Annotated in this window: 21 protein-coding genes; 11 read left to right on the top strand and 10 right to left on the bottom strand. The window is 42.3% G+C overall.

Going from position 1 to position 23,874, the window contains the following annotated elements; translation table 11 throughout:
- Positions 1 to 5 precede the first annotated feature (5 nt).
- Positions 6 to 587, bottom strand: coding sequence for a helix-turn-helix domain-containing protein (locus ACN0W5_RS17690; protein ID WP_417455408.1), 582 nt, complete (start codon positions 585 to 587; stop codon positions 6 to 8).
- 280 nt (positions 588 to 867) lie between these two features.
- Here ACN0W5_RS17690 and ACN0W5_RS17685 point away from each other — a divergent pair, with 280 nt between their 5' ends.
- Positions 868 to 1,701 (top strand): tetratricopeptide repeat protein, encoded by an 834-nt coding sequence (locus ACN0W5_RS17685; RefSeq protein ID WP_417455407.1) that lies wholly within the window; start codon positions 868 to 870, stop codon positions 1,699 to 1,701.
- A 139-nt stretch (positions 1,702 to 1,840) separates the two neighbouring features.
- On the opposite strand, the gene ACN0W5_RS17680 is transcribed toward ACN0W5_RS17685, so the two are convergent.
- The 3 genes from ACN0W5_RS17680 to ACN0W5_RS17670 form a co-directional block, all read right to left on the bottom strand.
- On the bottom strand, positions 1,841 to 2,326 hold the full coding sequence (locus ACN0W5_RS17680; protein ID WP_417455406.1) for a hypothetical protein: 486 nt from the start codon (positions 2,324 to 2,326) through the stop codon (positions 1,841 to 1,843).
- Positions 2,327 to 2,348: 22 nt separating this feature from the next.
- Positions 2,349 to 3,158: a hypothetical protein gene (locus tag ACN0W5_RS17675; RefSeq protein ID WP_417455405.1), complete on the bottom strand. Its 810-nt coding sequence runs from the start codon at positions 3,156 to 3,158 to the stop codon at positions 2,349 to 2,351.
- A gap of 500 nt (positions 3,159 to 3,658) precedes the next feature.
- Complete coding sequence (locus ACN0W5_RS17670; protein ID WP_417455404.1) at positions 3,659 to 3,865, bottom strand: hypothetical protein; 207 nt, start codon at positions 3,863 to 3,865, stop codon at positions 3,659 to 3,661.
- A 388-nt stretch (positions 3,866 to 4,253) separates the two neighbouring features.
- Here ACN0W5_RS17670 and ACN0W5_RS17665 point away from each other — a divergent pair, with 388 nt between their 5' ends.
- Complete coding sequence (locus tag ACN0W5_RS17665; RefSeq protein WP_417455403.1) at positions 4,254 to 4,721, top strand: hypothetical protein; 468 nt, start codon at positions 4,254 to 4,256, stop codon at positions 4,719 to 4,721.
- A 331-nt stretch (positions 4,722 to 5,052) separates the two neighbouring features.
- On the opposite strand, the gene ACN0W5_RS17660 is transcribed toward ACN0W5_RS17665, so the two are convergent.
- A complete protein-coding gene (locus ACN0W5_RS17660) occupies positions 5,053 to 7,827 on the bottom strand; it encodes an AAA domain-containing protein (RefSeq protein WP_417455402.1) in 2,775 nt (924 codons plus the stop codon).
- Positions 7,828 to 8,049: 222 nt separating this feature from the next.
- Here ACN0W5_RS17660 and ACN0W5_RS17655 point away from each other — a divergent pair, with 222 nt between their 5' ends.
- Complete coding sequence (locus ACN0W5_RS17655) at positions 8,050 to 8,805, top strand: substrate-binding periplasmic protein (protein WP_417455401.1); 756 nt, start codon at positions 8,050 to 8,052, stop codon at positions 8,803 to 8,805.
- A gap of 57 nt (positions 8,806 to 8,862) precedes the next feature.
- Here ACN0W5_RS17655 and ACN0W5_RS17650 read toward each other — a convergent pair whose 3' ends face one another.
- A complete protein-coding gene (locus ACN0W5_RS17650) occupies positions 8,863 to 10,032 on the bottom strand; it encodes an acetyl-CoA acetyltransferase (RefSeq protein ID WP_417455400.1) in 1,170 nt (389 codons plus the stop codon).
- Between the two features lie 321 nt (positions 10,033 to 10,353).
- Between ACN0W5_RS17650 and ACN0W5_RS17645 the strand changes: the two genes are divergently transcribed.
- Complete coding sequence (locus ACN0W5_RS17645) at positions 10,354 to 10,716, top strand: Hpt domain-containing protein (protein WP_417455399.1); 363 nt, start codon at positions 10,354 to 10,356, stop codon at positions 10,714 to 10,716.
- Between the two features lie 281 nt (positions 10,717 to 10,997).
- Here the strand turns inward: ACN0W5_RS17645 and ACN0W5_RS17640 are convergent, their stop codons facing one another.
- Positions 10,998 to 11,564, bottom strand: a complete 567-nt coding sequence (locus ACN0W5_RS17640; protein WP_417455398.1) for a hypothetical protein — start codon at positions 11,562 to 11,564, stop codon at positions 10,998 to 11,000.
- A 178-nt stretch (positions 11,565 to 11,742) separates the two neighbouring features.
- On the opposite strand from ACN0W5_RS17640, the gene ACN0W5_RS17635 reads away from it, so the two are divergent.
- The 3 genes from ACN0W5_RS17635 (at position 11,743) to ACN0W5_RS17625 (ending at position 13,983) form a co-directional block, all read left to right on the top strand.
- Positions 11,743 to 12,054, top strand: coding sequence for a sensor histidine kinase (locus ACN0W5_RS17635; protein WP_417455397.1), 312 nt, complete (start codon positions 11,743 to 11,745; stop codon positions 12,052 to 12,054).
- Between the two features lie 176 nt (positions 12,055 to 12,230).
- Positions 12,231 to 13,079: a DUF2189 domain-containing protein gene (locus ACN0W5_RS17630; RefSeq protein ID WP_417455396.1), complete on the top strand. Its 849-nt coding sequence runs from the start codon at positions 12,231 to 12,233 to the stop codon at positions 13,077 to 13,079.
- A gap of 364 nt (positions 13,080 to 13,443) precedes the next feature.
- Complete coding sequence (locus ACN0W5_RS17625) at positions 13,444 to 13,983, top strand: hypothetical protein (protein WP_417455395.1); 540 nt, start codon at positions 13,444 to 13,446, stop codon at positions 13,981 to 13,983.
- A 767-nt stretch (positions 13,984 to 14,750) separates the two neighbouring features.
- Here the strand turns inward: ACN0W5_RS17625 and yghU are convergent.
- Complete coding sequence (yghU, locus tag ACN0W5_RS17620; protein WP_417455394.1) at positions 14,751 to 15,647, bottom strand: glutathione-dependent disulfide-bond oxidoreductase; 897 nt, start codon at positions 15,645 to 15,647, stop codon at positions 14,751 to 14,753.
- 523 nt (positions 15,648 to 16,170) lie between these two features.
- On the opposite strand from yghU, the gene ACN0W5_RS17615 reads away from it, so the two are divergent.
- The gene (locus ACN0W5_RS17615; RefSeq protein WP_417455393.1) at positions 16,171 to 17,076 is read left to right on the top strand and encodes an HAD hydrolase family protein; all 906 of its coding nucleotides are present in this window, start codon (positions 16,171 to 16,173) and stop codon (positions 17,074 to 17,076) included.
- A gap of 489 nt (positions 17,077 to 17,565) precedes the next feature.
- Positions 17,566 to 17,793 (top strand): DUF1127 domain-containing protein, encoded by a 228-nt coding sequence (locus ACN0W5_RS17610; RefSeq protein ID WP_417455392.1) that lies wholly within the window; start codon positions 17,566 to 17,568, stop codon positions 17,791 to 17,793.
- A 277-nt stretch (positions 17,794 to 18,070) separates the two neighbouring features.
- On the opposite strand, the gene ACN0W5_RS17605 is transcribed toward ACN0W5_RS17610, so the two are convergent.
- Positions 18,071 to 18,559 (bottom strand): PAS domain-containing protein, encoded by a 489-nt coding sequence (locus ACN0W5_RS17605; protein WP_417455391.1) that lies wholly within the window; start codon positions 18,557 to 18,559, stop codon positions 18,071 to 18,073.
- An 83-nt stretch (positions 18,560 to 18,642) separates the two neighbouring features.
- The gene (locus ACN0W5_RS17600) at positions 18,643 to 20,232 is read right to left on the bottom strand and encodes a PAS domain-containing sensor histidine kinase (RefSeq protein ID WP_417455390.1); all 1,590 of its coding nucleotides are present in this window, start codon (positions 20,230 to 20,232) and stop codon (positions 18,643 to 18,645) included.
- A 409-nt stretch (positions 20,233 to 20,641) separates the two neighbouring features.
- Here ACN0W5_RS17600 and ACN0W5_RS17595 point away from each other — a divergent pair, with 409 nt between their 5' ends.
- A complete protein-coding gene (locus ACN0W5_RS17595) occupies positions 20,642 to 21,646 on the top strand; it encodes an ABC transporter substrate-binding protein (RefSeq protein WP_417455389.1) in 1,005 nt (334 codons plus the stop codon).
- A 45-nt stretch (positions 21,647 to 21,691) separates the two neighbouring features.
- A complete protein-coding gene (locus ACN0W5_RS17590) occupies positions 21,692 to 23,707 on the top strand; it encodes an ATP-binding protein (protein WP_417455388.1) in 2,016 nt (671 codons plus the stop codon).
- Positions 23,708 to 23,874: the final 167 nt, after the last annotated feature.

Here is a 23,874-nt window from a genome sequence, read left to right as displayed (position 1 = left end):
AAGCCCTACAAAATGACGAGTGTATATAAGGCCCCTTTTGCTTCATCGGCGCGAAATTGGTTAGGCCCTTGTAATTTGTAGCGCAGGCAATCCCCAGGCTCTAGCAAATGAAATTGTTCATTTACGGTTATCTCAAGCGCCCCTTCCCTTAAAACCAGATGGTGTTCTAACGCCTGGTGGGCTGGATTATTTTTTGAAAAATCAGGATAGGCAATCTCGGCACCGGGCAATAGCCGGCATTCAAGAACTTCGCAATTCAAACGTTCCGATGGTGGCGAGACTGAACGACGTTCAAATCCTGTTACCGCATCATGCCAAACTATCTGATCATCTCGCCGAATTAACGGTTGAAAATCATCCTCAACCATAATCATCAACCGCGACATCGTCATGCCATATGCCGCACACAACCGCCCCAATACCGCAGCAGTAGGACTGACATCACCCTTTTCCATGCGGGACAGTGTTGCCCGGCTGACATCGCTTCGTTCGGCAAGTTCATCCAAAGACCAATCTCGCTCAACTCTCAAGACCTTTAACCGATCAGCAAGAAGTCTGTCTTGATTATTTCCTTCGACATTTCCCATATATGAGAAATATTCCTAAATTCGATCATTGTCAAATATCATCTAAATAACTTTTTGCCTCTCGCAATCGACCGACCGCACCCAGCAAGGATCAATACAGACAAAAGCACCTATCGAACCGCGTAAAAACAAATTGCCCCGAACCAGTTAAAATTAATGCAAAAAGAAGAAAAACAATTGCTATACTCACTTCACACCAAAGAAGACTGCACCACATTTAACCGCGCTTTAAGACAGGATAGATACTAGAGCAAAAGGACAAGTTGGATTAAAAAAGCCGATGATCCCGAAACCAGACCTCTCCTCCCCTCTCGGTCTAATTTTATGCATCCCTCTGCTAGCGGGCGTGCTTTTGATCGCGCCTCAAATATCGGCAGCAGGTGTTTACGAAGACGGGATTGCAGCTTACCGCGCCGGAGAATACGAAAAAGCCATAGAGCTTTTGATAAAGGCTGGCGAACAAGGAAATGCAAAGGCCCAGTACTATCTCAGCGTCCTTTACGAGGGCGGATCTGGCATAGACAAGGACATGGAAGCCTCTCTCAACTGGCTTCAACGCGCAGCAGAAGGCGGTATGGTCGAAGCCCAACGCAATCTGGGCGTCTTTTATCACGATGGTGTGGATGACCCTGACGATGATATTGATCAGGCGATCTATTGGTATCAACGCGCCGCCAGCCAGGGGGACTTAACCGGGCAATTACGTCTGGGCATTTTACTAGACAAAGAGAAAGACACCACCTTTGATCACCGCGAAGCTATTCGATGGTACCTTTTGGCCGCCCGACAAGGCGTCGCCCAAGCACAACACAATCTAGGGGTTATGCACAGTCAGGGCCGCGGAACCCCCGTTAACCCAGACAAAGCATTGGACTGGTTCTTCAAGGCCGCAAAACAACGATATACAAAAGCCATGATTGAGATCGGAGAAAAGTATATATCTGGAACTGGCGTAGAGCCTTCGCTTGTCGAAGCCTATAAATGGTTTCAGCTTGCCGATATTAACGGGCATGAAACAGCGGCACAAAAGATGAAAGAGATAGCTGCCGAACTTACTTCTGAACAAATCAGACAGGCTGAACATCTGGCAAACAACTGGCTATCAGACCATTGATTGTCACTAAAAACTGCAATAGATCAACAGGGTATCCCGGGTGATTTCAATTCTTTTACCGCCATAGATGAACTGCAACTACCCAAAGATAAGATTCAAGGAATTAGCGGTCAAAGCAGTTTTACCTCGCCTTTATTACCTAGCTCTTGTTTTGCCCGATGTTATCCGTACGCATTTTAAAAACTTTACCGCCGCGAATGACCGTACGGTCCTGCCCCCGGCGCGAGGTTACAGACAACCGCTGTCGCCAATTTGCGACCGTTTGTGGTGAAGTTCCCACTTGTCTTGCAATTTCTCGATCGGACCAGTTCGTTCGCTCCGGATCGGTCAAATAAGCCGTTATCGCCTCGCGTTTTTGCGCATTGGTCAATCTGGGCTCATCACCCGTTTCTCGTAACAAACGTGTCTCAAGCGCATCGACGCGCGCCTGCAAAGCCGCAATTTCATCATCACGGCTTTCGATCAGGCCCTGGGCCCAATTACCCCATTGTTCCATCTGGGCGACACTCTGGCGCAAGCTCTCTTGAAGAGATTCGAATTGTCCTTTTGATTTCGCCAAATCGCCCCTTCTATTGCCACTTGTTTTTACTGACGTCGAACCGCCATCTTTTTCCTTGGAAGCCATAATTCTAATCTACACGCTGTATTCAAGCTTCCGCCCGCAGGCCCATTGCACGCTCTAAAGCGTTGAGTTCCGCCTCGTCATTTCCGACTTCTGTTACCACCGCCATAACCTGATGCCGGTCTTCCAGACGCGCCCAACGGTATTCTTTGCCGACAGATCTATCTTTACCACCAACAAACTGAAAAGCCGCCTGTTCTACAGCATCCGAAGCCACCTTTGACGATCGTAACCTGGCCGTATCATCACGTCGAGTTCCACCTTTTCGACGATCCGACTTAGATGAACGAACCTGCTGGGGATGCTGTGGCGCATCAGCAGTTGCTTTCATTCGCTGACGCAAGGAAGCCCTTGGCCCAACACCGGTTTCCTTTTCAAAGGCCTGATATTGCGCCAGCTGTTTTGTCAACTTTTCAACCTCTTCCTTGCGGTTCAAGGCCTCTTCCATCTGCACGGCATGAGCTTGTCGCAACCCCATCAACTCTCCTTCCTGAGCATGGCGTTTTGCTTGCTCACTCTGGATTGTGACGGATTTTTCTTCCACCGACTGACGTAGTGCTGCGACCTGCAGCTCATGCCGAGCAAGGGACCATCGTAAAGATTCAAGTTCCTGCTCCAGCCTTTGCACTTGGGTGGAATCACCACCTTGCGCAGGTTCTTGAGCTGATCCTTGAGAACTGGAGATCCCCACCTTTAGCTCTCGAAAGCTAATATCTGCACCCGCGAGCATATGTTTGGCACGTCCCAGAGCGGCAAGAGCCTCTCCTTCGACGGCTGAGTCCAGCAAAGCCAAAACTTTCTCAAACCGATGCAAATCCAGTTGCGATCTTTTCACGATGTCCCCCTGCAGAGCGTTTTTACACTCATCTATCTAATTTATTAGATGATATTATTAAGTACCAATTAATTAATCAACTATAAAATTAGGTAGATGTAAAAAAAGATAACAAGATCAAAGGAAAAGTCCTCAACCCCCGCAGAGGTCCTGCAAATATGTGTGATGTAAAAATAATGTTGAGGATTCAAAATTTGATATCGTTGATATTTAATCCAGAAAAATCAGATAAAAAATTAGATAACTGTCCAACATGAAAAGAATTGGATAGTTACCTTTGGGATCTTGATAAAACTGACATAGATAAAACAGAGCCCCCAAAAACAGGCTCTATATTGCCAGGGATGAAACCCGACACACAAACAGCTGAACATAACTAGGGATAAAAAAATCAGGCCGAAATTTCTTCGTTGATTGGGGGTGCTTATTCCACATTAACCCATTTTAATCTGGGCCTATTTAAATCTGGACTTATTTTGATTTGAACGAGCAGGTGACGCCTATTCTACTGGCACCAAAAGAGTACGTTCTTGTTCGGGTACAGGCTGTTCATAGCAATCGACGTTCGCAAGGGAACGATAGCAATAAGTTGTCGGCTGAGGCGCAGAAACAACGACCACCTCTTTTTTTTGAAACGCATTTTGTCCACACCCGGATAGCGTGACAACCACCACTGAGATCAAAATGGATTTAACAGTACGCGTCATCATCAACTCCCAAGCTTCCAAGAATATCTAGCCTTTATGTTCCATACAAGAACCGCGCCAATTCATCTTATCACCAATCTAAGACAAAAAACGATAACCGCGTCCAAATTTCACCTGCCAAATTTTACCGGGCAGAACCATCATATAAGCTTTTGATAGATAAGGGTAAAGCATAGGAATAAATAACTTGTTAATCCTTTGATGCCATCATCCCCCTATGGTCGTAAAATAAGTAGGGCTTTTTGTCCATCCGGGCATAAATATACGTGTGCATCGGCAAAAACCGCCAAAACGTCTATGGTTATTGCCCGGCACATAGGATGCATTAACGATCTAATTTGCATCATTTAACCCGGTCCAAGAGGTCTTTCGTTAAAACGAGGTACCAATGTTAGATGAAGAAGATGAATTTACACACGTTGAAAGCTCACTTGATGACCTGAGCCATGCCGAGTTTTTGATGATCTATCGCGAGGCCGGTAACAATCTTCTTTTTGCCAAACGTCAGCAATGGCAAGCTCTTGCCTATCTCAGCTTGGCATTCGTTGCGATTTATTTTCTGGCAATGGCCAACGCCTATGACGCAAAATTCCTTAACTACCTTATTGCCTGTTCTCTCATTCTGACTGTATTTGCTATCGCTTCCGAAATATTTCTTCAGTTTTGGCAAATCAACGAAAAACGTAAAATACGCGAAATTGCAAAGCACCTTTCAACATCAACCCAGCGCGTGCGCGCCCTAAAATCCCGCGGGGAATCAAATGCACACCGCTACATGATGCTCTTCATGCTCATGGCCTACATTCTGATGGCACAGATTGCCCTGTTACGCGTGTTGTGGAACATGGTACCCTGATAGTTCACCTTTCGCGGTCCATTCACAACAACAACTGGCCCGTCTCCATGGCGGCCTGATTTATTCCATAACCCGATTTTTACGCGCGCTATTTAATCAATTAAACCTTTTCAGATCAGATACTTTCGCTTTTCGACCAAAAGCTATAAGCCCCACACCTTCTATATACAGAAGTAACAAATCACTAAAACTTTTCATCAAATGGTTTTCACATATGAGTATCAGGTCAAACGAAAAAAAGACTTCTGAGCATGTGCAAATTACACAGCATCCCCGAATAACTTTTTCCAGAGTCACTTTCTACACATTATATTATAATAAGGTGCACAAGTTATGAATGAATTGTTTCCTCTTGAGATTCAGGTATCGAATTTAAAAACAGATTTATCACGCCTTCAAGCTTCTCCTTCTCTCCACTTCCTATAGTGGAAAATCGTTCCAACCGAATACCTAGCTTATTAAACACACTATCTTTACACTCATCACGCTCTGACTGTGTTTTATCCAACTCATGATACTGATATCCATCCACCTCAATAGCCAAGAAGGGCGTTTTATCTAATTTGTTATACAGCAACAAATCCACATGGCTATTGGGGTGTAATACGAACTCTTTTTCACGATCAGTAAATTCAATGAAATCCTGAACCAATAAGTTAAGTGAGTAATTTATCTTATAGGCGAAAGAGCTATAGCGCTCATCTTTCAGAATATCTTCGAGCAAAGCTATCATTAAATTTTCTGAGGTGAATTTAGAAGTTTTTTTAACTCCTTTAGAAAAACTTTTCAAAACATCCGAATAATCTGCGTATAAACAATCAAAAATAGAGACCGTTTTGCTCTCAAAAACACTGTCTGATACCGATTGATATTCAATATATCGAATTAAATCACCAATATTCGATCCATGATCTTTAAATATATCCCTTGATGTCACTAAAATAAATTGTCGCTTAGCACGTGATACCGCCACATTAAGTAAATGAGGATCATCTACAAATTTATTGAGATTATTCGATGTTGTACTAAGAATAATAGTATCTTTTTCTCTACCCTGATATTTGTAAACAGTATCTATTTGCACATCACCATTCGAAATACTCTTTCTCGCCCTATCTGCTTGCGCACGATAGGGCGTCGCAATTCCAATAGAATTTCGGGATTTTTGACTTAGTTCAAAATTAAGCACTTCATTTGTAATGACATCCAGCTCCCTCTGATTCAGTAAACTTTTGCCAGTACTTGATCTACGCGCATGATTGCCAGAGACTGTTTTAAATATTTTAAATGGCTCTCCAATTATATCCGTCATAATTACAAGTTGGCCGCCGTAAAATTTTTGATTACAAAAACCAATTATCATTGGATGGCATCTATAATGCTCTTTGAGTAAAGTAAGCGGTACGGCATCAAAAAACACGGTATTTAAGGAGGATAAAAGATTATAATGCAGATAACTATAACCTGCCTGAACATCAAAGGCCTCATCAATACACTCAGTAACTAATCCTGAAGGGATATGAGGTAATTGCTTTAAATCTCCTACGGCTACGATATTTTTAGCACAAGACATTGCTAAAAGACCTGAAACCAAATCCACTTGAGAAGCTTCATCAACAATCAGATAATCAAATAAATCGTAGGGCCCCTTGTTGTTAACAACAGAATCAGTCGTACTCAACACAACAGGAAATCGTTTTAAAAAATGCGAAAATTGACTTTTGTATGAATTGATATAAAACTTTTCTTGGTCGCTATTATTTCTGTAATATCTTGAGATATATCCCTTAAATACTCTCAGAGAAAGTTCAGTATACTCTTTGAGCATTACATCAAAATTATGCTTATCAAGCGATGCCTCTAATAGCTTTTTTTGATGATTTAACTCTTCTAATTTTTGACGGTAATATCGGCCAATAACGCCTTTGATGAGATCATCATGAATAAACTCTAAATCCTTAAATCTAAATATATGGTATTTATATAACCACCTTAATTTAACAGTCCACCTCAATCCGATATATTGAGAATAATACTCTAGCTCTGCCAAAAACTTCAATAAAACAGGCGTTGACCACTTGTTCGCAAAAGACAACTTATTCAAATCAACTGGTCTGATGTCAAAGTAGCGTTCAAAATGATGCTTTTCTATTGCAAGGCTTTCTATTTTTTCCCTAACAATAGCTAATTCATTCTTTTCACTAAGCAACTGAGTTAACTCATTATCTAAAGAATTAAGCCTTGCTTTAAGCTTTAAATTACTTTCGTTATCCAGAGCCCAACAGGAAATATCAGGAATTGTGTGGTCCGTTGCAAAAAACTCACTTTGCAATTCTTTATTACCAAGCTTAGCAACGATAAAGTCTATGCCTTCTTTCTGCAGTTTTTCATCGATATTTGCGGTAGCAGAATTGTTCCCAGCAACAATTGCAATCGTCTTTTTTTGAACAATTAAATTCGCGATAATATTCAAAATTGTTTGCGTTTTACCTGTTCCTGGCGGCCCTTGAATTAAACTAACCTGATTTTCAAGCGCATATATAATTGCCTGACGCTGGGATAAGTTAACTCCAAAAGGGAAAATTGGTGTTTCTTTTGTTTTATAACGAAGAAACTCAGACTTATCCGCAAACTTCCTAACAACAGAATCTTGTCTAATAAATTTAAGCTTATGCTTATAATATATATCTAAATGTTTACTTTGCCCCTTTAAAAGGTCAGCAATGTAACGATAATATTCAACAAGAGATTTCGTTTTATCATTTTCAGCAATATTGGAAATAATCATGATGTCGCCAAATAGATGGTAATCCGATTTCTCATTTCGAAACAAGACAATATATGGCCCAAATTTAATCGCAGAATCCCACCTCTCGTACTCACCTCCTTTTACCCGAATAACTGATTGGCTAATATCGATTTTTTTTGGTTGCTTAAAATATTGAACCTTACTTTTCCCAAAGGTATAAGGCTTATTATTTTTAAAGGTGATTGTATATTTTTCTGTCCCAGACACAGGCTCTTTAATACGAACGATGTCTTTTGTTTTATTTTCAAACCTCCCACTCTTTTGCTGAGTTAAAATAAGTACTTTTTGCTCATCCATAATTCCCCCTCACATCAATACGGTTAATATTTCTAAAACTCCCACAAGACACAGTAAAACCTGACAAACAATATTGCCAATCACGCTCAAATTACAAAGCATTCCTAAATAGAAAATTACACAATTTGACCAAAAAATAAAATTTCTAAATACAAACAGCATCTAAAAGAGTACACTAAGAAAGTGAGAAAGAATTATTCGCAAAGCACCGGAGTGTATCACTTGAAGCTATTGCCCCTGGTTCTGTTCTTTTTAACCGTCTCAACTGTGGCTAAGGCTGCACCTTTTAAGCTGGCTTTTCCAGAATATTACGCCCCCTTGGTCTGGACTGAAAATGGGCAAATGAAAGGCGCAGCTATTGATGTTTTAGACATCATATTCAAGCAGAAATTAAACCTGGAAACCCAATACAATGGTTATCCATGGTCTCGTGCTCAAATCAACGTCCAAAAAGGGATATCAGATGCTTTCATCACCATTCCCACCCCAGAGCGATTAGAATACACCACCTGTAGCAACGAACCTGTTTTTTCCACAGATATTGTCGTTTACACCTATATCAACCACCCAAGACGCGATGAAATTCTCGCCATCAATTCAGCCCGTGACCTACTAAATTTTACCGTCGTGGATTACAGAGGCAACGGATGGCTAAAAAACAAGCTCCCAAATGGAAAGATTATCTGGACAGACACTTTGGAACAAACATACAAATTACTCGCGAACAAACGCGCCGATATTATCGTTAGAGGCACTGTTAATTTTGATTACTTCTCTCGCGACAATCAATATACTGACCGTATTGAAAAAACGAGTGTCATCATCGATACGATCAATCTGTATCTGTGTATTAACAAAAATTCCGAATACACATCCATTCTGCCTGACTTTGACAAAGCTATTAGTGACCTCCGTAACGAGGGTGTCATTAAAACTATTCTTAACAGTTATACTAAGTCTGAAATTGCTTTAAATTGAATCTTACTCCACTGACAGACACCATCAGGCAATCAATCCGGCCTGTTATTCGGCCTTTTAATCCCTCGTTTCCAAAACAGAAACATAACTAGCCACAGCAGCACCCCCCATATTATAGATTCCAGCAAGTTTGGGGTTAGCAAGTTGGATATCAGGGGGGGCCGTTCCACTTAATTGCATTGCCGCCAGAACGTGCATGGATACCCCCGTTGCTCCCACGGGATGGCCTTTCGCTTTCAGACCACCAGATAAATTTATCGGTAATTTCCCATCTGGATACACCCAACCTTCTTCCAACGCGCGATAGCCTTGCCCGGGCGGGGTCAACCCCATTGCTTCGTACTCAATTAGCTCTGCAATTGTAAAACAATCATGTGTTTCAACAAAAGAAAGATCATCAAGTGTCACACTTGCAGCCTGCAAAGCTTGCTGCCAAGCACGAGTACACCCTTCAAATTGAATAATGTCCCGTTTGCTCATAGGTAAAAAATCACTGACATGGGATACTGATTTAAAACGTACTGCGTTGCCCATCCCCCTGGCCGTTTCTTCATCAGCAAGGACAATTGCAGCAGCACCATCAGATACCAGTGAGCAATCGGTGCGCTTTAAATTACCAACCACAGTCGGGTTTTTATCAGACAACGCACGACAAAAATCATACCCTAGATCCTTGCGGATTTGGGCCAGAGGATTATGAACACCATTGGCGTGATTCTTTGCGGCAATACGTGCCAACGCATCAGATTGATTGCCATATTTCTGGTAATAAAGATCACAGATCCGCGCAAAAACCCCCGCAAAACCCCCTTTAATATCACCTTCTTCCTTAAGGTAAGCGGCCTTTAGCAAGGTATCCCCGATCTCTGGTCCGGAAAGAGCCGTCATCTTCTCGACCCCGACAACCAATACCAACCGCGCTTGACCAGATTCAATCGCCCGCAAGCCATGGTGAATAGCCGCGGAACCTGTAGCACAGGCATTTTCCACACGCACAGCAGGTTTGAACCTCAAGTCCTTATCAGCTTGTAAAATCAAGGAAGCCGGAAACCCCTGTGGTGAAAAACCTTCATTAAAGGTGCCCAACACGACTTCATCCACATCCGCGGCTGATAACTCGCTATGCGCCAATACATCTTGCGTCACCCGCACGATCAAACTCTCAACATCTTCTTCCGGGTGCTTCCCAAAAGGCGTGTGCGCCCAACCGACGATACAAGCTGACATATCAAGCTCCTGCATTTAGTATAATTGACGCGTGACGATTTCATGTAGATCTTGTTTTATACGAAAACAATCACGAGAGGGGATTTCAGATACTTAGCGTACCACAGATAGTAAATAATCAAAGACGATAATGTTGCAACGCAGCATTACAACGTTACTCAATATCGAGTAACGTCTAATCAACCATCAACGATCAAAACCCTTTACTGAACAACAACTAAAAGGCACAATATTTCTATATATTGCCACAGATCCATACAGTTTACGTCCTTTGCTCAAGCTGTATTGGAAGAAGAGTCCGTAGAAAAGGTTTCGCCGAAGATGACAAATATACCCGATGAAACAGGTATGCCAATTGGTTCAGAAGAAGAATATGAGCTAATGAAATCCCAGATCGGCGATGAGGTTATTGTTGAGCTGATTGGTATGGCTCCGGATACGATTAACACTCAGATTGACAAAATCAAGGAAGGCCTATCATCAGGTGATAGTGATTTGATCTATCAAGCTGCGCACACGATAAAAGGATCTGCCAGCTCCATGTTTGCCCTCCGATTAGCAGAGAATGCAAAGATAATGGAAAGCCATTCAAAAGACATGTCAGCTGCCGGCGATTATCTTCCAACACTTGTACAAACTACAGAAGAAACCATTGCTTGGTGGAACAATAAATTAAGCTCATAAATTCTACATAAGATTGCTCGTACTCGAATTCACCACTGACAATCTAGTTAAGGGCCTAAAAATCACTTTCTCTCCAGTCCGAAACAACAGCATAAATGCCCGTCGTATAAATTTTGGATCACTGTTGCTGTAGCCAAGGATACTGCTCTGTATGCAGTTTTATACCCACTGCCCAGTTTTAGCTCAACTTGCGGGATCGGCAGATTGTTTTACCGATCCCCCATTCTGTAAGTGGCGTCTATAAAAGTTCACCCTTCTTCAAGGCGTCCCCTTTCAAAGTATCAATGTATCTGACCTTTGGGAACCGGGCCAGTTGAAACCTCTGCTTGTGTTGCCCGCCCTTGCCTAAATTGTCTCTCTTCTGGAAAAACTTCGTTCAAGACACTGCCCAAATGTTTGGCTTTATCCAAAAGTGCCTCTAAGCCCGGCCAATACCCTGCTTGATCCAAGGTCAATCGCCCGGCGGTTTCCATCGCAAGGCTGTTTTCTGTTCTCGCCGCCTGAATTAACCACAAAGCATTTAGTTCGGTAACACAAACCTGCTGCCGACAAACCTCGCAACAAGAAACAATAAATTCAAACGACGCCTTACGTTCGTAGCGAATTGCACGAATAAATGATGCCGTTGCATTTACAACCCACGCGCCATCATAGGGGCCAAGCTCTTTTTCCGCCAAAGTAACCGCCTTTTCCCAAGCTTGGGAATCAGGGTCGGCATATGATTGGCAAAAATAACGTAGTAGCTCTAGAACCAATAGTTCAGAAGGTTCAAAACGATAATTTTTAAGGGGGTAACTTTTAGATAATTTAGACCAGTTTTCTTGGCCTGGTGTTTTTGAACAGGTCATTCTCTTCACTTTCCAGCCCAATGTTTTAGAGAGAAACAAGCATTTAACTGCTTATTATCAAGTCTAAAAATCAGACCTTATGTTTTAAAATGTCCTGACGTTTTTTTATGTGCCTGTCATTCTTTCGTGACGGCCACGGGATTATTGAAAATACCCCATCAAAGGTCAAGAGAACGATTTGAAAAAAATCGACACAAGACCATATCCAAAAGATGAACCAACCCAGCAAAGCTATCCCCATATCTCTATATCCGACACAGGTATAGGTATAGGCATGAACCCAACGGCTCATTTCAAACTACAGCAACCCTTTGCCAGAATGAAGATTGATCCCCACCTCACCCAAGAAGGTATGGGCCTAGGTATAGGTCTGAGTATGGGTCTGGGCCTGACGATCGTGAAATCATTAATTGAAGCCCACCACGGCGCCATGGAAATTGAAAGTCGTCTTGGCAAAAGAACAACAGTCCACCTCTACATTCCCTTATAACATTTTCATTGAATAGTATCAGCATGTTAGGAAACACGAACAAAAACCAAGTTCCATATGAATATTTCCTAAACTGAACAATTAATAGTATAAATTCTATGGAAAATACCCTACCCTGTTGGCAAAAGAGCAACTACTGATAGAACCTGTTGCCACATGTTATTGGGGAAATAAAAATGGGAAATAAGTCAAAGGAAATTAATCCGGCCAGCGCTGTTGGGAACCAAGTGCATGGGGATAATTCCGTCGTAAAAAAAAGAAATCCAAACTGGCCTGATGTTTATCATATTACCCCGTCTATAATTCCGGAAATACTCCGTGCTGGTATATCAGATTTTTTAAACTCAATGACATACGGGTTGTTTTTTGGCGGCATCTACGCGGTCGGCGGTTGGGTTTTGATCATACTTTTGCTGGAACTAGAACTTCCCTACCTTGTTTACCCGCTCGCAATAGGGTTTGCTTTGATTGCCCCCTTCATCGCCAGTGGGTTCTATTTCATAAGCCATCAGTTGGAAGAAAATAAACCGCTTAGTTGGGGACGGGCCTTTGGTGTCGTGGGATCAATGTTCAACCGGGATTTAGGTTGGATGGCTCTGGTTACCGGGTTTTCCCTCTTTATCTGGTTGGATATGGCCGCCTTTATCACACTCAGCTTTTTCGGGTTCAAACTTTTCAGTATGGCAGAACTCGTTGATCTGATATTTACGACCGAAAAAGGCTTATTATTCCTGCTGATCGGTCATACCGTCGGGGCCATTATCGCCTTGATCGTGTTTTCTTTTTCTGTTGTATCTTTCCCAATGCTCTATCATCGGGATATTGATTTCGTCACTGCGATGGTCACATCGGTTCGGTTGGTTAAAAACAATCCGAAAACAATGATACTTTGGTGTATCACCATCGCCGCACTGACCCTTTTATCCATATTGGCTGGTCTTTTAGGATTATTTGTCGCCCTACCTATTCTGGGGCATGCGACCTGGCATCTGTATAAACGTGCCGTCGGCCCAAGCCCAACATGACACCCGCGCGACAAGGCACTGGGACATAACATTAGGGGAAATACGACACGCGCTTGCTCAAACCACAAATGGCCCAATCAACAATTTTGATTAATGAAGTTATGGGTAAAATCTTTTTACCCGAATTTTTACAAGAAAAAATATGTTAAATACCTCACCTTTAACCCAGCGTTAATTGCCACAAACTAAACTTTTAGCCGATGAGGGAAAGTTGTGGAAAACTTAACCCCGCACACAAAATAAAGGAAAATATTCTTAACTTTCTCTCTATATATAATTATTGTGTTTAATCATACACTTGAGAATATCAACTCCTTTCCTCACACATCGATAGTGAGACACTGATTTTGGGGCAAAATTTAACATGGCATACGCTGCAACAGACCAACAGCTTCACAAAGAGCTTGAAAAGTTAATTCTCTATGTTGAACGCTTTCGTCAAGAGTTGGCAGATACCACACGAAAAAAGGGCGATAGAACTGATTTCGAGAATGTCTCGGACCAACTGGACGCGCTTATCAGGAATACAGAAGAAGCCTCGAATGGTATTCTCAAATCATCAGAAGATATTCTGGATGTCGTTGAAAAATTACGCGAAGAAAACACCGAAGAAGACCGCAATGCCCTTTGTGATCAGATTGTCACCCATGCAACGAACAACTTAGAGGCCTGTAGTTTTCAGGATATAACCGGACAACGCGTCACAAAAATTTTACGATCCATCCAATTCGTTCAAGACCGGGTGAATGCCATGGCCGAAATATATGGTCATTCAACAATCCATACACTGGGCATGGAAATCTCAGCCAGTGAAGTACCGGAAGAAGAAGTCGCCATGGACGGCCCGGCAATAGAAGTTGAAGAAGCCATCTCTCAGGATGAGATCGACGCCCTATTTGATTGAGGGTTTCGAGATAAATTACTTTGATTGGGACACAGAACGCGAAACACATTCATTGAGAATTCTACACAAAATAATGTTGCTTGCTATAAAGATCTTATTAATTTCTGTCGGAATTGCTTCTCAACTAGCATCAACAGTTAAAGCCGATGGGGTCAACTCACAAAACTTACTGTCTACGCAAAATTGTGCAATTGAGTATTTTCACAATGATTATTCTCAAATATTTGACTGCACGAATGTGATTCTTAATGAATGCCAAAAAGACACGAGAATAACTAGCTGTATCTATCGCAATCGGGCATCCTGGATAAGAATAATTGAAATCTCTATGGAGGATTTTTGTGCCCTTGAGAATAGTGAGAATTTATGCACCCAATTAATTAAGAATTCGAACTCATGGGAGCACACATCCAAAGAATTTTGCCTTATTCTAGCTGATACATATCCTGTGGGCGCATTAAGAAATATTGAATATGCATCTTGCTTACTTGATCAAACAATTGTGCGAGCGCTAAATGTAAATAATATTTTGCAAGTAATACGATCACAATAGAGAGAACTTGCACACTCACTCACTAAAGGTATCGATGATTTCATAAACTAAGCTTGCTAGCTGCCAGCTCCAGAGAAAGCCTATGATCAGCTTAGTTTCAATAACAAAGCTCGATTTATTAAACCTTTCAGGCCAGAGAACAATAGCCCAAGGCCCGAAAGGTTTTCTTTAACATATCATTGCTCAAGAAGCAGATACACAATACTAAAGCAACTTACTCCGCAGCAACTTTGTCCTGTGTCTTCAGGTCAAAATCGCTGGCGTTATGGCGTTCATGCAGCTGCATATCCAGATCACCCCACGTACGATTGACCATTCTGCCGCGCTGTACGGCCGGCCGCTTGTCGATTTCTTGGGCCCAACGTACCACGTTTGCATAGCTCTCGGCCTCTAGGAATTCAGCCGCATCATAGCTTCTATTCAACACCAATGACCCATACCATGACCAGATTGCAATATCGGCAATGGTATACTCATCACCTGCCATGTATTGATTATCGCTCAGGTGCCGATCCAGAACATCAAGCTGGCGTTTGACTTCCATGGTAAAGCGGTCAATGCAGTATTCGATTTTGAACGGCGCATAGGCATAGAAATGCCCAAATCCGCCACCAAGATATGGGGCGCTGCCCATTTGCCAGAAAAGCCATGACATACACTCGGTACGCTTTGCCGGATCTTTTGGTAAAAATGCGTCAAACTTCTCTGCCAGATAAAGTAAAATAGCGCCAGATTCAAAAACCCGTGTTGGTGTTTCAGTGCTGGTATCAAGCAGTGCAGGAATTTTGGAATTTGGGTTAACATCCACAAAACCACTGGAAAATTGATCGCCGTCGCCAATCTTAATCAAATAGGCGTCATATTCAGCCCCTTTGTGTCCTTGGCTTAACAGCTCTTCCAACATAATCGTCACCTTGATACCATTCGGAGTAGCAAGGGAATAAAGCTGTAGCGGATGATCCCCGACTGGCAAGGCTTTATCATGGGTCGGCCCGGCAATAGGGCGGTTGATACTGGCCCATTCACCGCCGTTTTTGCTATCCCACGTCCATACTTTGGGCGGGGTGTAATCGGCGGGTTGGTTCGCGGGACTAGTCGCAGGGTTGCTCATTGAATTTCCTTACTAGATTTTTTGTAACTAAATATACTAACCTATGGGAAAGGTCGCTGACGATAATGTGATTTAAACACCCTATTCATAATGCTATCCAAAAACGCATAAAATCAGGCGTATTATTATTCCCAAATCACTTAGCGACTGATTTTTCTTTTTCAAGAACCAGCACCCGCGATAATACATTGAAACAAGAAAATTGTACGTTGGGTAAAATGCCGATTATCTCTATGACAATTATATCTGTCGCCAAAGAAGTCATAGTCCACAGGGTAATACCGATCCCCAGAAGATATAATTTGTCACACACATATATACTCCTCCTTAAAAGCCTTCCTTCCTAAAAATAATAACACAGTTTATGAATACCCCTTGTCGTATGGGCAAGGTGACTTACCTCTTTTACCATCTTAATAAATACGCTAGATCAATATCTGCGCACGACATAGGACCGCGCGACGCAGCAAAGGCAACAGGCGTCTCCCTATACCCTACATGCCTAAACACCTGAGGATCCATTTTGAAACTCTTTATCTCTGATCTCGATTTTACCCTTTTAAACACCGATGGCGACTTACCCAAAAGCTCCGCCCTTCGGCTCAACAGATTAATCGAGACAGGCGTGCATTTTACAATCGCAACGGCACGGGCAACACCGTCGATAAAGCACTTGATGGAAGGGGTTAATCTCAAGCTGCCGATCATAGAACTAAACGGTGCCATTATCCGGGACCTCAACACGGATCACATTCTTGATCACAAAGGTCTGGGATTAACTGATGCCGCTCGGGCCTTTGACTGTTTTCAGGAAGTCGGTTTAATCCCGTACGTTTCTGGACTGAAAGATGACCAAACTCCGTTATATTTTCCTGAACTCAAAAACAATGGTATGCAGTGGTTTCACGATGAAAAAATCATCCGCCAAGATCCTAGACTAACCGAATTACCCGCAAACATCTTCGCCCGCCCCATCGTTGCCAGTGTACCCACATCCTCATCCGCGACGGCCCCAATGACCCAAGACAATCCTTTTTTGGATGATGTGCTGTGTTTTGTTTATCTGGGCACAAAAGAAGAAATCTTCACAATCAAGAACCTGATCGAAGAAAAATTACCCCACCTTTTGATTACGCTTTACCCCAACCACTATATTGGTGGCTGGGAAATCGTTATTTCAGCAGCAGAAGCAAACAAAGGTTTTGCGATAAAATCACTGTTGGGCCATATCGAACAGCGTCATAACCTAGGAATCAAAGAAACCACCGCTTTTGGTGATAGTTCTAACGATTTGGAAATGTTGCGTAGCGTCAATACCCCTATCGCCGTTGCAAACGCCACAACAGAGATCAAAGCCCACGCACATGAAATTATCGGGCACCACAGCGAAGAAGCTGTTTTAAGTTATATCGAAGCATTGCACGCCTAGGATATTTCAAAGCCTATACGTGATTATGAGGTACTTTGGATCGACTAAAGATTCGGGATTATCAAGAATTCAGGGCGATTCTTTTCTTTTACTCGTTTCTTTTAGCAAAGTCCCTCCCTTACCAAGACAGTAAAACAGATGCGATGACAGTAAAACGAGACAGTTTTTTGGCAAATATTTTAATCTTTTATTAGCCATAATGCGATTTTTTGATGATTAACACACCCTTATCGCGATTGAAGACACGGTGATAAAACAACCGAAAAACAAGCAAATTCAATAACTTTTCAAGCAAGCCCGTATGAAACATACCCGCTCTCTATCCCGCAGAAAATGTCGGATTTGTGACATGCGCTTTCTGCATATCGGCGTTGTAGGAATGCCACTCGTAAAAATAAATCAGTGGGATTATATCATTGTTTATCGGACGAACACGAACTTTCGCGAAGCGTCTAAACTTTATTTACCTACTGTTTAGGAGTTAAAACAATGGCTACAGTAACATTCACAGAAACACTTCCTGTAAACCCAACTGCAACTTATGCAGAACGTGTTGGTTTTGCACTTGGTAATCTTTTTGTTTCGGCGATTGATGCCATTGAAAATTATAAGCTTCGCAGAGAAACACTTATCGCTCTTGAAAATTGCAGCGATGCAACTCTTGAAGACATCGGTCTGGCACGTTGCGATATCTCTGGTATCGTTTCTAAGATCTAATAGATCAGCTGACCGTGTTCATAGAAAGCTCGCGTTAAAAGCTATCCTCCCTTAGGTTTTAACGCTTGTAGTTTTCTCGATGAAAAAGACCTCAAAGATTATTCTTTGAGGTCTTTTTTTATCTGGTGAAAGATCAATACCGATATACGATTATCCATTTTAATTATTATTCTTTTGTAAAAGATTACAGTTTAATCGCTATACTCCACAAAAACTAAAAATACAGGAATTCAAAATCAGAGAAGAAAATTGCAAAAACTTCTGCCAAGGTCCATGCCTATCTGTTTTGTGCATATTGTTGTACGGAAAACAACATAATCATATTAACCGTACTATCATCATTCGAAAGCGGTAAAAACAAGGTTTCATCATGGATGATTTTGCTGGATTTCTCGGCTTCATTGGTATGATCATAAAGGAACGTTTTGTATTCTTTTACATAGCGGTAGTTTTCCTCTACCTCTTCAGCCAACTCTCCGTAAAATCCTTCTTGAATACTTTTCCCAGTCGGGTCTTTTCCCCTGATTTCTACTTCTTTTGTCCCAACCAATCGATAAATAAACTCATTTGTATCTGATTTAACATCCACCAAGGTAATACTCGGCAGGTACTCTTTCATTTCCAAAGGGTCAAAATCAGAACGGGACGGCATTAATCGTCCTTGTTTTTTGGTATTGTAAAAATCAAAAAATGCGCGAATGTTTACATGACAAACGTCAAGAAAAGACTCATCATAGATCTTGTCGGTCTTATGCTTGAGTTCCATCATTTCTCCTCATTTTCCTGTCATTTTTTTCATTGGCTTTTGTTCTTGTAACGCTATTTTTGTACTTAAGCTAGACCAGTAAACTATGAACCCGCCGAAAAACATAAACACGCACAGGTTCCCTTATCGGGTTCACTTTCGATTTCAAGTGTGCCACCATGTAATTCAATGAATGATCGAACCAGTGGCAAGCCAAGCCCTGTACCATTATCTGTATTGGTAGAAACATCACCAACTTGTTGGAACGGGATCAAAGCCAAACTCAAATCAGCCTTATTCATCCCAATACCAGTGTCTTTAACGCCAATAATTTTTCTATTGCTTTTATCCTTTTCAAAGAACAATACAATATCCCCCCCTTCCGGGGTGTATTTACACGCATTTGAAAGCAAGTTGACAATCATCTGTTTTGTCATTCTTGAATCGGCATAGATCGTGGCATCATCATCTTTGATTTTAATATCTATGCTCACCCCACGCGTGACCGCCAATCCTTTCATCAGGCGCGCGCTTTCCTCAATGATTTCAACTACATTGATCTGCTCACAATCCAGTTCCATTTTCCCGGACTCTACCTTTGCCAGGTCGAGAATATCATTGATAATGGCTAAAAGATGCTGGCCGCTTTCATGTATTAATGTCGGGTATTCTTCATAACGCTCATTACCGATAGCCCCGAATATCTTCTCGGTCATCATCGATGAAAACCCGATAATTGCATTCAACGGCGTTCTCAATTCATGGCTCATCATTGCCAAAAATTCACTTTTACTTCTGTTCGCTTGTTCTGCTGAAATTTGCGCCCTAAGAGCATCAGCATGTGATTGTTCCATGGCTTTTGCAACGGTGGCCAGTTGCTCGTTTGCCTGGGACATTTCATCCCGGAATTGCTTTTCGACTGTTATATCACGGCGTAGATTAACGAAACCAACCCCAGGAATGCGCATCTCGCTTACCATATGCCAGCCCACCCCTGTCTTTTGTTCAAAAGGACTATCTGGTGGGTTATGTAATCGTTTCAGACGTTTATTAAGATATGATTCTGGGTCAGAAATACTAAGAGGGTCGGTAATAACCCCCGGAACTTCCATCGTGAGCTTAATAACGTCCAGATAGTGTTTCCCAATCATTTCTTCCAATGGCGGCATATAGGAAAAAATCTGGCGGTATGCTTTGTTAAAATACATCAAGCGATCATCAGTATCATAGATAATCATCGCATCAGGCATATGTTCAACGGCCAACCGTAACAAAGCCCCAATCTTTACCAATTTTTGATCATGCGATATTGGGATTAAGGTCACAATTATCTGAACACCGCCTCCAAAATCTAAACGGCCACAAGAAACACGGCAAAAAATAGACTGCCCGTTTGCATGACGAAGCGTCACTTCGTCTTTCACAGAAGCCCAAGAACTGTCTATTTTTCCTTTTGAGGTGCCACTTAGACAAGATGAAGGAGAAGGATGACGGAGCGCAGTATCTATCAATTCATCAGGGGCCAAAGCCTGTAACTCATCACGCGAATAACCAAGCATTTCCAAAGCACGAGAGTTAGCGTCAAGAAGAGACAAGTAATCATCAGAAAGAACAAGGATCGCAGCCTCCAGCCGGTCCGCTTGATTCGTTTCAGATAGCCCCCCCACATCAGAGCCCTTGATTTCTACTGACATCCCCTAAACCCACTCACCTTTTGCCAGCACCTGACATCGTGTTCCTGATTTGCGATAAAAAACACACATGACATATCCTGTCGACACAACTTGCTGTGAATAAATCCTACACAAAACAAACTAAACAACTCTTAATTTTAACGTACAAAAATATTCAAATTCAGTTTTTACGCTATTTTTATAATAATTACTCCCCCATAAAGAGCAATTACTTCTCTCTAGGGGTTTTAATCTGCAGTGTGTAAAAACCAGCACGGCGACCGTGGAGATTTAACAATTCTGTCAATGAATTAAGCTAAGAGTTTTCCAGCAATATAACTGTCAAAAGAAATATTTAATCTTTTCCCTCTAATCTTGGGCATAACCTAAAGAAATACGGTTTTCGAACAACAACATGATTAGAGTTCTGATGCGCCACGACCAACTTTCGCTCAAAACGTCCTTAAAGACTGCCAACCGTTTCCTCTTGGCAGTCGGCGTATTGTTGGCGATAAATTATGTTGTTCTTTCCCCAGCCAACGCGTTCACACCGGAAAGTAAAGAGCCGGTCAGAATTATCCTGAACAATTGGACCAGCCAGATTGTTATGGCGAAAATCTATGGTAAAACCCTTGAAGCAAAAGGCTATGAAGTTGAATACAAGGAATTAAACACAAAAGATCAATGGGCCAGACTTCATCGTGGTCTTGAACACGTACAGGTCGAAGTCTGGGAAGGAACCATGGCCGAAGACCTTGAGCGAGTAAAAGCCAAAGGGCAGATCGTCGTGGTTAGTGACCATGATGCAAAAACACGCGAAGAATGGTGGTACCCCAGCTATGTTGAGCAACTTTGCCCCGGATTACCCGACTGGCAAGCCTTAAAAAAATGCGCCTCACTCTTTTCTGATAACTCAACAACCCCACGGGGTAGATATGTTGCAGGTCCATGGGAAAAGCCTGAAAAGGCACGTATCAGAGCCCTTGAAATGGATTTCACTGTACGTCGGGTAAAACAAGCCGATGATCTGTGGGTTGAGTTGGAAAAATCTTATAAAAACAAAGAACCGATTGTGCTTTTTAATTGGAGCCCCAATTGGGTCGAAGACCGGTACGATGGTAAATTTGTAGAATTCCCGAACTACAGCGCAGAATGCGAAACTAACCCCGCTTGGGGCGTTAACCCCAAACGAATTCACGATTGTGGCAACCCAAAAGATGGATGGTTAAAAAAAGTCGCCTGGATCAAAATGGAAATAATATGGCCCTGTGCCTATGCTGTTCTCAACGATATGAATTTCAACAACACGATGATCAGCCAGGTCGCTGCACTTGTTGATGCTGATGGGATGACACATGACCAGGCTGCCATCCGTTGGATAGATCAAAACCAAGAAATACAAAATTCATGGGGCAATCAGTCTTGCAAGAAATGATGGCAACTTCTCAATCTAAAATGCATAATATTTTAAGCAAATAACGTGTCAACGATACCCCCTCCCCCTCCAAAGCTTCAAAGACGACTTGCCTCCAAGGTTGCAAGATCTGTTATTTTGGTCGCCCTTGTCATCGGATTGATGATGAGTACGATTGTTGCCTATCTAGACCTTATAGAAACGAATAATAATTTTAGAGAAACCGTTGCACAAGTAATCAAAACAGCCCACGAACCGGCAGCACGATCTGCTTATAATCTGAACGATGACTTAGCTGGTGAAGTTGCTAACGGTCTCATGGAATATAAGTCCATTATATCCGTGACAATTCTGGATGACTTGCACAATACACTTACAAGCAGATCCAGCATTATCGAAGCATCACCACATCGGTGGATTGCAAACAATGGGTTTGGCGGACTACAATCCTTTGAGGTAGAACTGCGAACCATTGATGATACAGAAGTTACAGCGGGGTACTTACAGGTCATAGCAGACCCCATAGGTGTTGCAGGAGAATTCATCCGGAGGGTCGCGCTAGAAGCTTTGGTAATCATCCTGCAAAGCCTCATTATTGCGAGTATATTTTCGTTTATATTTTATCGACTGCTGATTGGCCCTTTACAAAACATCTCACACGCGCTGGCCACAACAGATCCGGATGCCCCATTACAAACACAACTGGCTGTGCCCAAGAAAAACCACGGCGACGAACTTTACGTATTAGCAGAATCAGGAAATCGGCTTTTACAATCAATTGCCAAACGTATTCAGGAACGCGACACAGCTGAAGAAGACCTAAGAAAGGCCGCGGCATCATTAGAGCAGCGTATCGTGGACAGAACTGTCGAGTTAGCAAAACAATTTGAAGCAGCCAAAGCAGCCAGCAAAGCCAAGCAAGAATTCCTTGCGTCCATGAGTCATGAAATACGTACCCCGATGGCGGGGGTACTTGGGTTGGCCGATATGTTACTCGACGACAAAATCACCCCTGACACACGCGAAAAAGTTGACAAAATAAAAGAAGCGACCCAGTCGCTACTTGTCATCATTAACGATATCCTTGATCTGTCAAAAATTGATTCAGGCAAACTCAAGCTGGAAAATATTGATTACCAATTACGCCATGAACTCAACAAAACCATCGAAATTGTTGAACAATCTGCCCAACAAAAATCTCTAAAGCTGAATATCGAAATTGAAGATAAAATCCCTAACAACTTGCACGGTGACCCCACCCGTCTACGGCAGGTTCTAATTAATCTGTTGGGCAATGCCATTAAGTTCACTGAAAAGGGGTGCGTAACACTTTCAGCCCGACAACTAACCGAAAATCAAAACAAATCGTGGCTTGTCATTAGTGTCACAGATACCGGCATCGGTATTCCTGACAATCGGTTAAAAGAAATATTTGATGAATTTACCCAGGCAGATGCCTCTATTTCCCGCCGTTACGAAGGAACCGGGTTAGGTCTTGCCATATCAAAGCGTCTAGTTGATGTCATGAATGGCAGCATCGAGGTTTCTTCAGAAGAACACAAAGGCACTATTTTTGAAATCAAGATTCCTTTAAACAAATCAAACAAACAAGCGGCTGCACCTGTGCAAAAAAATGTAGCAGCCATTTACGAAACACGCCGCAACCTGTCGATCCTCTCAGTTGATGATACCCCCCTTAACCTGCGCATAATTTCGGTTCTTATGGAAAAATATGGCCATCGGGTCAAAGAAGCCAATACGGGGAAAAAAGCCGTCGACCTCTTAACCGACGTCACGCAGAAATATATTCCTGATCTTATTCTAATGGATATCCGTATGCCTGAAATGAGCGGCCCCGAAGCAACGCGGATCATTCGGGATCTGGATAGTGAAATTGCCAATATACCTATTATCGCCCTTACTGCTGACGTTGTCGAAGATCATGTCAAAGAATATTTAGAGGCAGGCATGAACGCATTTGTTGCAAAACCAATAAACCCTAGTGTGCTTCTTGAAGAAATTAATAATGTCATGCAGGAAGTAATCCACGAGCCCGTCACAGAGAAAAAGCAAAGCGCCTAAGACTGTTCCGGTCTGATCAATCTTTATGCGTAGGCAAGATGGAAACCATCTCATAGTGTACAAAGAAAACAAATCTGATCACACCTATTAACACTGTTTCCAATCGCCCCCTTTTACCATTTTATTGGTATTAACCCTGCCTTAATGACAGAGTATTAGGATATAAT

Origin of the sequence: Kiloniella sp., from assembly GCF_048270245.1 — a bacterium.
In the GTDB taxonomy this organism is placed as follows: domain Bacteria; phylum Pseudomonadota; class Alphaproteobacteria; order Kiloniellales; family Kiloniellaceae; genus Kiloniella.
This window is presented reverse-complemented; position numbering and strand designations above follow the sequence as displayed.

Coding starts and splice junctions, on each gene's coding strand:
- ACN0W5_RS17690 (WP_417455408.1), bottom strand. CDS start 587: ATGGGAAATGTCGAAGGAAATAATCAAGACAGACTTCTTGCTGATCGG.
- ACN0W5_RS17685 (WP_417455407.1), top strand. CDS start 868: ATGATCCCGAAACCAGACCTCTCCTCCCCTCTCGGTCTAATTTTATGC.
- ACN0W5_RS17680 (WP_417455406.1), bottom strand. CDS start 2,326: ATGGCTTCCAAGGAAAAAGATGGCGGTTCGACGTCAGTAAAAACAAGT.
- ACN0W5_RS17670 (WP_417455404.1), bottom strand. CDS start 3,865: ATGACGCGTACTGTTAAATCCATTTTGATCTCAGTGGTGGTTGTCACG.
- ACN0W5_RS17665 (WP_417455403.1), top strand. CDS start 4,254: ATGTTAGATGAAGAAGATGAATTTACACACGTTGAAAGCTCACTTGAT.
- ACN0W5_RS17660 (WP_417455402.1), bottom strand. CDS start 7,827: ATGGATGAGCAAAAAGTACTTATTTTAACTCAGCAAAAGAGTGGGAGG.
- ACN0W5_RS17650 (WP_417455400.1), bottom strand. CDS start 10,032: ATGTCAGCTTGTATCGTCGGTTGGGCGCACACGCCTTTTGGGAAGCAC.
- ACN0W5_RS17645 (WP_417455399.1), top strand. CDS start 10,354: ATGACAAATATACCCGATGAAACAGGTATGCCAATTGGTTCAGAAGAA.
- ACN0W5_RS17640 (WP_417455398.1), bottom strand. CDS start 11,564: ATGACCTGTTCAAAAACACCAGGCCAAGAAAACTGGTCTAAATTATCT.
- ACN0W5_RS17630 (WP_417455396.1), top strand. CDS start 12,231: ATGGGAAATAAGTCAAAGGAAATTAATCCGGCCAGCGCTGTTGGGAAC.
- ACN0W5_RS17625 (WP_417455395.1), top strand. CDS start 13,444: ATGGCATACGCTGCAACAGACCAACAGCTTCACAAAGAGCTTGAAAAG.
- yghU (WP_417455394.1), bottom strand. CDS start 15,647: ATGAGCAACCCTGCGACTAGTCCCGCGAACCAACCCGCCGATTACACC.
- ACN0W5_RS17610 (WP_417455392.1), top strand. CDS start 17,566: ATGGCTACAGTAACATTCACAGAAACACTTCCTGTAAACCCAACTGCA.
- ACN0W5_RS17605 (WP_417455391.1), bottom strand. CDS start 18,559: ATGGAACTCAAGCATAAGACCGACAAGATCTATGATGAGTCTTTTCTT.
- ACN0W5_RS17600 (WP_417455390.1), bottom strand. CDS start 20,232: ATGTCAGTAGAAATCAAGGGCTCTGATGTGGGGGGGCTATCTGAAACG.
- ACN0W5_RS17595 (WP_417455389.1), top strand. CDS start 20,642: ATGCGCCACGACCAACTTTCGCTCAAAACGTCCTTAAAGACTGCCAAC.